Below are 9,414 nucleotides of genomic sequence, written 5' to 3' on the forward strand. Positions count from 1 at the left end.
AGGACTGCAACTACTTCATCCTTGAGGTCTTCTTTCAATCTGGTGGATTCGCCAATCAGCTCAAGGCCTACATTCTGAACCTTGCCGCTTCTTTGCTCTATTACTACAAAAATACCTTTGCTCATAGGTGTTTCCTCCTTAAATTTTTCAGCATGTCCCTAAGCATAGCCTAGCTTGCCTAGAGAACGCCTCGACCGTTTGCCGCCTAAAAATCTTTTTTCACGGCACATTTATGTAAAAGAAAAATCACGCTACCTTAATTAGATAATGAACTTCTCTTCCAATTTATTCACAATTGCTTCTACAGCCTGTTCAGGTGTAAGGTCGTTTAATACGGTACCTGCACCCTTCATTTCCTTTGTGAAGGATTTGTATACGTTTGTAGGAGAACCCTTCAAACCAATCATATCCAACTCCAAACCAGCCTTCAATTCTTCAAAGCCAATGGTTTTGATTTCTTTGGTGTATGCTTCGAATACGCCGCCAACGGACATATATCTAGGCTCAGCCAATTCTGCAATAGCAGTCAAAAGACAAGGTGTTTTTACCTTAACAATATGGTAGCCATCTTCAAACTGTCTTTTTACAGTAACATAATCTGCTCCCGCATCTACCAGTTCTTCTACATAAGAAACCTGAGGCAAGTGCAATTTTTCTGCGATCTGAGGACCAACCTGAGCTGTGTCACCATCGATAGCCTGACGGCCTGTAATAATGACATCATAGCCAACTTTATCTAAAGCTGCTGCCAAAATGCCGGAAGTAGCATATGTATCGGAACCACCGAATTCTCTAGCGGAAACCAAATAAGCTTCGTCACAACCCATAGCCAATGCTTCTCTCAAAGCAACATCTGCCTGAGGAGGGCCCATGGAAACAACGGTCACAGTACCACCCAATTTTTCTTTCAATGTCAAGGCAGCTTCAATGCCTGTCTTGTCATCGTGGTTAATAATGGAGGGAACACCGTCACGAATCAGTGTGCCTGTTTTTGGATCAATCTTTACTTCTACGGTATCAGGTACCTGCTTGATACAAACAACTATTTTCATAGGAAAAGTTTCTCCTTTCATATTTTGGAATCTTTAGGATTGTTTTCTTACATTGGAAAACACATCTGTCAACAAAATTATTTCAAGCCTAACCAGCTGGAGATAACCATTTTTTGCACTTCGGATGTACCTTCGTAGATTTCTGTGATTTTTGCGTCACGCATCATTCTTTCCATAGGATAATCTCTTGTATAACCATATCCGCCGAATAATTGAACGCATCTTCTTGTTACATCGCTTGCTGTAGAGCCTGCCATATATTTTGCCATAGCAGAAAGGTGGCTGTAAGGTCTATGGGCATCTTTTTCACAAGCTGCTTTGTAAATCAAAAGCTTTGTTGCTTCTACCTTTGTTGCCATATCAGCCAATTCAAACTGTGTGTTCTGGAACTGACCGATTTTCTTTTTGAACTGCTTTCTTTCCATTACATATTTAACGCACTCTTCAATTGCGCCTTCTGCGATACCCAATGCCTGAGAAGCGATACCAATACGGCCGCCATCCAATGTCTGCATTGCAATTTTGAAGCCCTGTCCTTCTTTACCCAAAAGATTTTCTTTAGGGATACGGCAGTTTTCCATAATCAGATCGCAAGTTGCGGAACCACGAATACCCATTTTTCTTTCTTTTTTGCCGATAGAGAATCCGGGTGTATCTTTTTCCACGATAAATGCGGAAATACCACGGTTGCCCTTTGCTTTATCTGTCATTGCGATAATCACGTAGATTTCTGCATAGCCTGCATTTGTAATGAACACCTTTGTACCATTCAATACATATTCATCGCCATCCAGCTTTGCTGTTGTCTGCTGCATGGAGGAATCAGTACCTGCACTGGGCTCAGTTAAACCAAAAGCACCCAATTTTTCACCCTTAGCCAAAGGTACCAAATATTTCTGCTTCTGCTCCTCAGTACCGAACATATAGATTGGGCCAGCACACAAAGATGTGTGGGCAGAAACAATTACTGATGTTGTTGCGCAAACCTTGCCAAGCTCTTCCACTGCCATCGAGTAAGATAAATAATCTCCGCCAGCGCCGCCATATTCTTTAGGGAAAGGAATACCCATAAACCCGAATCTTGCCAGCTTGCTTATCGATTCCACAGGAAATCTTTCTTCTTCATCAAGCTCTTCTGCCAAAGGTTTAACCTCTGTTTCGGCGAACTTTTTGTAAAGATCTCGCAGTAAAACGTGCTCTTTAGAATAGCCAAACTCCATAAACTTGTTCCTCCTTAAATCATTTTCATATTTAGCATACTAAATTGTTATTTCTCTAACGATTATATATTATCAGCAATTACCGTGCCAAACAAGCCCTTTACTGATTTTACGCCTAATTCTAAATTTAATGATAGATAATTGTTGCAATAAATGTTAGAATGTAACAAAGTAATTGTTATAATATTAATTTCTCACAAAATTGAGGTGTAACTATTATGAAACTGACAAAAAAGCTGTTTTTATCTCTAGATATTCTCCCTGATGTGCTGCATCAATGATGGAGTAAATGTGGTAGATACGGAAGGTATTCTTGTTTATGTAAATGAAATTAGTGCAAATTATGCGGGAAAACCCAAGGAAGAGATGATTGGCAAACCAATTACGGATTTTTACCCCGCGGCAGTCCTTTTGACTGTTCTGGAAGATCGAAAGCCTGTATTGGATAAAACCATACACTTTGTTCCCCCCAAAAAATATATTGTTAACTCCTATCCAATTTTTCTCAGAGGTAAATTTCTAGGAGCTTTTTCTGTTTTTCAGGATATTCAGGAACTGGATCAGCTAAACAGCAAAATCAAGCAGTTAGAAATACAGGTGAAACTTACCAGACCTGAAGGTGATTTTAACCACGTGGTTCATCTTGGCACCATGCAAAATGTGTACAAGCAGGCAAAAAAAATTGTTGGCTCTTTAGGTGGTCCCCGTCATTCTATAATTACAGGGGCATCGGGCACCGGCAAAACCATGCTCGCAAATTTAATTTATAACTATGCCAAAGAGATTGGCGTAATCAGCAAAAACGCACCTTTTATTGAAATCAATTGTGCGCAGTTTACAAACCCAGATATTGCCGCCGTGGAGATTTTTGGTTCTGTAGAAGGGGCATACACTGGTTCTAAGAAGAAGAAAGGCCTTTTTGAGCAGGCAAATGGTGGGATTCTATTTTTAGATGAAGCCCATACCATTGAAAATTATCAAAACCTACTGTTAAAAGCCATAGAATCGGGGAAAATCCGCCGAATTGGCGATACAAGAGAGGTGGATATCAACGTTATTGTCATTGCCGCATCCACCAAAAACCTTCATGAAGTCTTTCTTCCTGAGCTTTATCAGCGATTGGGACAATATGAAATGTATTTACCCTCCTTGCAAGAGCGTTCTTTAGAAGAAAAGGAGCAGCTATTCATGCACTTTGTGAAAAAATATGAAACTGCTGTTTGGGAAGCGAGAAAAATTCACTATCACGTGGTGTTTACGCCTCAGGCAAAGCATGCTTTATTAAATGCCGTTTATCCCAGAAATATCCGACAAATGCGAGATGTTATCAATTATAGTATTGACGCCTCCTCCCCGTTAATTGAGGATATTGGGGAAAAAACCGATATTACCACCACCGTTGGACTGGAACATATTCCCTTTGATGTGTCTGATAAATCGGAGACAGAAAAAAATGATTCCCTGCCCCCCACAAATAAAATAACTGAGGATGTTGCCCAATTTATTTTTGAACGATACCAAAGCGGGGATGGTCCAAGAAAAATTTCCAATCGCCTGACTGAAATGGGATACGACCTACCCTATTATAAAGTGGCTTACTACCTGAAAAAAGAAAATAACCAAGAAGGGAATTCAAAATGATGAAAAATAAACGGGGCAAAAAGCATGTACGAAAATGCATAAATTTTAGCATTTTGCTTATGAGTTTCTACTTATTTACTGGAATTGTTTATGCCGCTCCTTCTACTCCATCTGTTTATATAAATAATCAGAATGTCCCCTTTTCAACAGTATCAGGCTATCCCTTTACGGATAACAACGGGCGGATGCAGGTACCTCTACGGGCCACAATGGAAGCCTTTGGCTGTGAAACTGCTTGGAGCGAAGCAGAAAAAACAGTTACTTTAAAAAAGGATAATACCACGGTACAGGTTCCCATTGGGAAGGCTTATTTGGTCATAAATGATAAGCAAAAGACTACAGATACTGCCGCTCTAGTGAAAGACGGACGCACCTATTTGCCAATTCGATCTGTTTTAGAAGCCTTTGGTGCAAAAGTCAATTGGGATACAAAAAAGAATATACTGGTTATTACACAAGAAAACGATGGAGAACTAGCGGTGCATTTTATTGACGTAGGGCAAGGAGATGCCATTTTGATCGACAATAAAGATTTTGAAGTGCTTATTGATGGGGGAAATAATAAGGATGGGAAGGCCATCGTAACCTATATAAAAGAATTCATTGCTGGAAATCTGGATTTGGTGATTGCTACCCATCCCGATGCAGATCATATTGGCGGTTTAGATGATGTTATCAAGGCTTATGATGTATCTAAAATTATCGATAGCGGCGCCACCAAAGATACAAAAACCTATCAGGATTACTGGCAAGCCGCCCAAAACGAACCAAAATGCAAAGTATTATATGATGATGACATGGTTATAGATTTGGGCTATGGAGCAACAATAAAAATCATTGAGACTGGGGATAACTATAAGGATGTTAATGACAATAGTGTTGTGGCACAATTGAATTATAGGGAAATTTCAGTTTTATTTACCGGAGATATGGAACAGGAAGCTGAAGCCGCTTCTCTTTCTAAATTTGGTAAAGTAAACGTATTAAAAGCGGGGCATCATGGCTCCAAAACCTCTTCATCCCAAAGATTTTTAGACGTATTAAAACCAGAATACGTGATAATTTCTGCTGGAAAGGAAAACAGCTATGGACATCCCCACAAAGCTGTTTTGGAACGTTATTTTAACAATGGCGCTACCGTTTACGGTACTTTCCGTAGTGGCACAATTGTTATGAAAACCAATGGACACAGCCTATCCTTTCAAACAAACGACCCTGTTACCTTAGGGGATGCAGGGGATAAAAAACAAACCCTTGCGAGCTAGATCGAGAAGCTTGCAGGGCCTTGTCCTCAAACTGTGGGCATGGCATTGCCACCCTTAGCTATACTTAGGGTAGATGGTGCATATTTGCCATTTCGTCTTGACCCATTGGGGGTGTCTACATTGTAGATGCCCTATTTTTATTACTAGGACGAAATGAAGTCAATTACCTTCCTTTTCAAAATTGTGCTTTAAGGGGATTACGAAAAAACAAAATTAAAAAAGGGCGTCGACTTTATCGACACCCTAGGATCTCTTTTATTAATTTTCTGGTCTTGAGATTTAAAACCAATTAGATAACGACCAAAGGTTATAGTTCTTCATCTATTGCTTTCTTTTCTCCGTTTAATATCTCCATAAATTCATCCCCAGTTATGGTCTCTTTTTCCAGAAGATATGCCGCAATTTCGTCCATTTTTCCTCTATTTTCAGAGATAATGGCATAAGCCTTGTCATGGGCTTCTCGAATCATTTCTATGACCGCTTTATCAATTTTAGCGGCAGTTTCATTGGAGCATGCCAACGTAGTATCACCGCCTAAATATTGATTATTCACGGTTTCCAAAGCAACCATACCAAACTCATTGCTCATACCATAGCGGGTAATCATGGCTCTTGCCATTCGGGTGGCCTGCTCAATATCATTAGAAGCCCCAGTGGTAACGGAATTAAAACAAATTTCTTCTGCCACACGTCCCCCAGTTAGGGTTGCAATTTTATTAAAAGCCTTCTCCTGATCCATGAGGAAAAATTCTCCTTCATCCACCTGCATGGTGTAGCCAAGGGCACCTGAAGTTCTGGGGATGATAGTAATTTTGTGAACCGGTGCCGAATTTTTCTGTTTTGCCGCAACCAAGGCATGTCCTACCTCGTGATAGGCAATAATTTCTTTTTCGTGCTTAGAAACAACGGCACCCTTTCGCTGATAACCTGCTAAAATCACCTCTACGCTCTCTTCTAAATCATTTTGACTTACTTTAGAACGACCCAAACGAACAGCACGCAGAGCACCTTCATTGATAATATTTGCAAGCTCAGCACCGGATGCGCCGGCAGTTGCCCTGGCAATAGGGCCAAAATCAATATTATCGTCCATGGTTACTTTTTGCGCATGGACTTTTAAAATAGACTCTCTACCTTGTAAGTCAGGTAATTCCACAGGAATACGTCTATCAAAGCGTCCTGGACGCAACAATGCTTTATCCAACGTTTCAGGTCTGTTTGTAGCCGCCAGAATAACTACTCCTTTTTTGCCGTCAAATCCATCCATTTCCGTTAAAAGCTGATTTAATGTCTGCTCCCTTTCATCATTTCCGCCCATACCATTTCCGCCATCACGCTTTTTACCAATTGTATCAATTTCATCAATAAATACGATACATGGCGCTTTTTCGTTGGCCTGCTTAAATAAATCCCTCACCTTGGCAGCACCCATACCAACAAACATTTCAACAAACTCCGAGCCGGATATGGAGAAAAAAGGTACATTTGCTTCCCCGGCAACCGCTTGTGCCAAAAGGGTTTTTCCTGTTCCCGGAGGCCCTACCAATAAGGCACCCTTGGGCATTTTTGCTCCCACCACTGTATATTTAAATGGGTTGTGAAGGAAATCAACAATTTCGGTAAGGGCTTCCTTTGCCTCGTCCTGACCTGCCACATCCACGAATGTCTTGCCTGTTTGGGCTTTCACATAAACTTTCGCACTGGATTTACCAAAGGACATGGCGTTACCACCCATGCCACCCATTTTGCCCATCATCTTGCTCATAACAAATCGCCAGAACAATGCAAATACAACTAACATCACCACAGTACTAATGAGGGGAGAAAATTGTTTTGGCTTTACCTCGTTAAACTTAACCCCGGCTTTGTCCAAACGGTCAACGAGCATGCTATCATCCATACGACTGGTTACATAAACCTTCTCTGGTTGAACTCCAGTTTCCCCATCTGTGGTTCCTTTTAAAATAAAATATATATTATCTTCATTTACTTGTACTTCACTAACATTTTCCTTCTTTAGATCACCTAAAAATACATCATAGCTAACCTTTTCCATTGCATCCTTTGTAAACAAAGGCAATAAAAAGGTATTAAATAGAAACATGGCCAGCAAAGCCAATATCCAATAATATATAAACGGCTTCTTTTTATTCTCCATATCGTTCACTCTCTTTCTTTTCTTCCCAAGGTAACAAAAATCTTTGTTATGTATTTTCGCCAATTACCGCTTTACATTTGTACTTTTCTAACCAGTCATTTACATAGAATTCAAATTTTCTTTTATCTTTTCGAGAACCTTATAAAATATCATCCATTCTTCGTCCAAAATATTTTCGGTCATTTTCTGTTCCATGAAGCAAAGCTGCTGCAAGATATCTCGGTAAAGGCAATTTGCTTCTTCTGTTAGGGTTATTTTTTTTAGCCTTGCATCATGGGCAACGCTTTGTCTAAGAATATATCCCTTTCTCTCCAAAATTTGAAGAATTCCCGAAACGGTCGACCTTCTGATGTTAAAATCCGCTTCTAAATCCCTTTGAAAAATATCTTTATCTTGATTATCATAAAGATAGTGCATAATCCAAATCTGCATAGTTGTTAATTTTTCTGCCTCTTTATTGCTTGGATGTTGCGCTATTTGTCGGCAAATAGAATTGACAATAGATTTTAATTCGACACAAAATTTCGACTGAAACTCCATAAAATCACCTCCGATTGTTAGGTTGCTGACAGTATAACATCCTAACAATCGTAAGGCAATTAAAATATTATTAAGTTTTCCTATATAATTGCTAATTTTCTTCTGTACGCTGAATATCCGCACCCAATCCTCTTAATTTTTCGTCTATTTTATAATAACCTCTCTCAATATGATGAATGTCACCAATTTCAGTTTCTCCCTTTGCCGCCAAAGCCGAAAGAATTAATGCTGCTCCTGCTCTTAAATCCGTTGCACGAACCTTACTGCCTGTTAATTCATCCACACCTTCAATCACTGCATTACGGCTCTCAATACGAATATCTGCTCCCATACGTTGAAGCTCACCTGCGTGGGTAAACCTATTTTCAAATACAGTTTCGGTAATAACACTGGTTCCCTTAGCCACAGTCATCAAGCTCATAAAAGGTGCCTGCATATCAGTTGGGAATCCGGGAAAAGGCATTGTTTTTAATTGCAATGGCTGAAGTTTTCCTTTCCTATAAACATGGAGACCCTCAGGAATCGTTTCAATCTTCACATTACATTCCGCAAGCTTTGCAATTACTGGTTTTAAATGTTCTTCTCTTACATTTTCTAGAATAATGTCGCCACCAGTAATTGCGGCTCCCACCATAAAAGTTCCCGCTTCAATTCGGTCAGGAATGACCATATGAGTTGCCCCGCCCAACTCTTTCCCACCAATAATCTCCACGGTATCAGTACCATCACCCTGCACATCTGCGCCCAATTCTCGTAAAAAATCCGCCAAATCAATAATTTCCGGTTCTGCCGCAGCATTTTCAATAACTGTTTTACCTTTTGCCAATACTGCCGCCATCATAATGTTTTCCGTTGCACCAACACTGGGAAAATCTAAATAGATATTTGAACCCTTTAATTTTTTTGTTGTTAATTCTATGATTCCGTGTTCTTGCTTGCTTTTTGCCCCCATGGCATGAAAGCCCTTTAAATGCAAATCAATGGGTCTACTTCCTATCTGACAGCCTCCGGGATGGGGCAATCTGGCATGACCATATCTGGATAGTAATGGCCCAGCTACAAGAAAGGAGGCGCGCATCTTCCCCGCCTGCTCATAAAAACTTTCAATTGAAGTTAATTCTCTGGCAGAAATAGAAATAACTTCTTTCTCCTCGTCATAAGAAACTTCCGCACCAAATCCCTTTAAAATTTCCAGCATATTCAGTACGTCCGTAAGAGGAGGCACATTTTCAATAATGCAGGTCTCCTGTGTTAATAAACAAGCTGCTAAAATTGGTAAAGCCGCATTTTTGGCACCGCTAATGCGAACTTTTCCTTGCAGTAAATCCGTATGATGAATTACAAACTTTTCCATACCCATCCCTCGCATTTCTAAAAAAATAATAATGATTGCGACTTTATTATGTCCGTCAAAAGCAAAAGCAACCGATAAAATATTCGCCGAATTTGTAAAATTTTTGTTTAAATTCACGCTTTACAGTTGTCAATCTTCTGGTATAATAGAAACATACCTTCGCGGATGTAGTTCATCGGTAGAA

At 39.9% G+C, this 9,414-nt stretch carries 7 protein-coding genes; 2 read left to right on the forward strand and 5 right to left on the reverse strand.

The window, feature by feature from the left end:
• Positions 1 to 260: 260 nt before the first annotated feature.
• Together RTK36_RS11280 and RTK36_RS11285 are read right to left on the reverse strand one after the other, a co-directional pair.
• Entirely contained in the window at positions 261 to 1,052 is a 792-nt protein-coding gene (locus RTK36_RS11280) for an electron transfer flavoprotein subunit beta/FixA family protein (protein WP_312047277.1), read from the reverse strand.
• A 77-nt stretch (positions 1,053 to 1,129) separates the two neighbouring features.
• Entirely contained in the window at positions 1,130 to 2,272 is a 1,143-nt protein-coding gene (locus RTK36_RS11285) for an acyl-CoA dehydrogenase (protein WP_312047280.1), read from the reverse strand.
• 264 nt (positions 2,273 to 2,536) lie between these two features.
• Between RTK36_RS11285 and RTK36_RS11290 the strand changes: the two genes are divergently transcribed.
• Positions 2,537 to 3,913, forward strand: a complete 1,377-nt coding sequence (locus RTK36_RS11290; RefSeq protein ID WP_312047282.1) for a sigma 54-interacting transcriptional regulator — start codon at positions 2,537 to 2,539, stop codon at positions 3,911 to 3,913.
• Positions 3,910 to 5,178: a stalk domain-containing protein gene (locus tag RTK36_RS11295; RefSeq protein ID WP_312047284.1), complete on the forward strand. Its 1,269-nt coding sequence runs from the start codon at positions 3,910 to 3,912 to the stop codon at positions 5,176 to 5,178. The genes RTK36_RS11290 and RTK36_RS11295 overlap by 4 nt, the downstream gene beginning before the upstream one ends.
• 307 nt (positions 5,179 to 5,485) lie before the next feature.
• On the opposite strand, the gene ftsH is transcribed toward RTK36_RS11295, so the two are convergent.
• From ftsH to murA, 3 genes are all read right to left on the reverse strand, one after another.
• Positions 5,486 to 7,336 (reverse strand): ATP-dependent zinc metalloprotease FtsH, encoded by a 1,851-nt coding sequence (gene ftsH / locus RTK36_RS11300; RefSeq protein WP_312047287.1) that lies wholly within the window; start codon positions 7,334 to 7,336, stop codon positions 5,486 to 5,488.
• Between the two features lie 99 nt (positions 7,337 to 7,435).
• Positions 7,436 to 7,876, reverse strand: a complete 441-nt coding sequence (locus RTK36_RS11305; protein ID WP_312047291.1) for a MarR family winged helix-turn-helix transcriptional regulator — start codon at positions 7,874 to 7,876, stop codon at positions 7,436 to 7,438.
• A gap of 91 nt (positions 7,877 to 7,967) precedes the next feature.
• Positions 7,968 to 9,230, reverse strand: coding sequence for a UDP-N-acetylglucosamine 1-carboxyvinyltransferase (murA, locus tag RTK36_RS11310; protein ID WP_312047295.1), 1,263 nt, complete (start codon positions 9,228 to 9,230; stop codon positions 7,968 to 7,970).
• Positions 9,231 to 9,414: the final 184 nt, after the last annotated feature.

This window comes from Anaerotignum sp. (assembly GCF_031981185.1).
Lineage (GTDB): Bacteria > Bacillota > Clostridia > Lachnospirales > Anaerotignaceae > Chakrabartyella.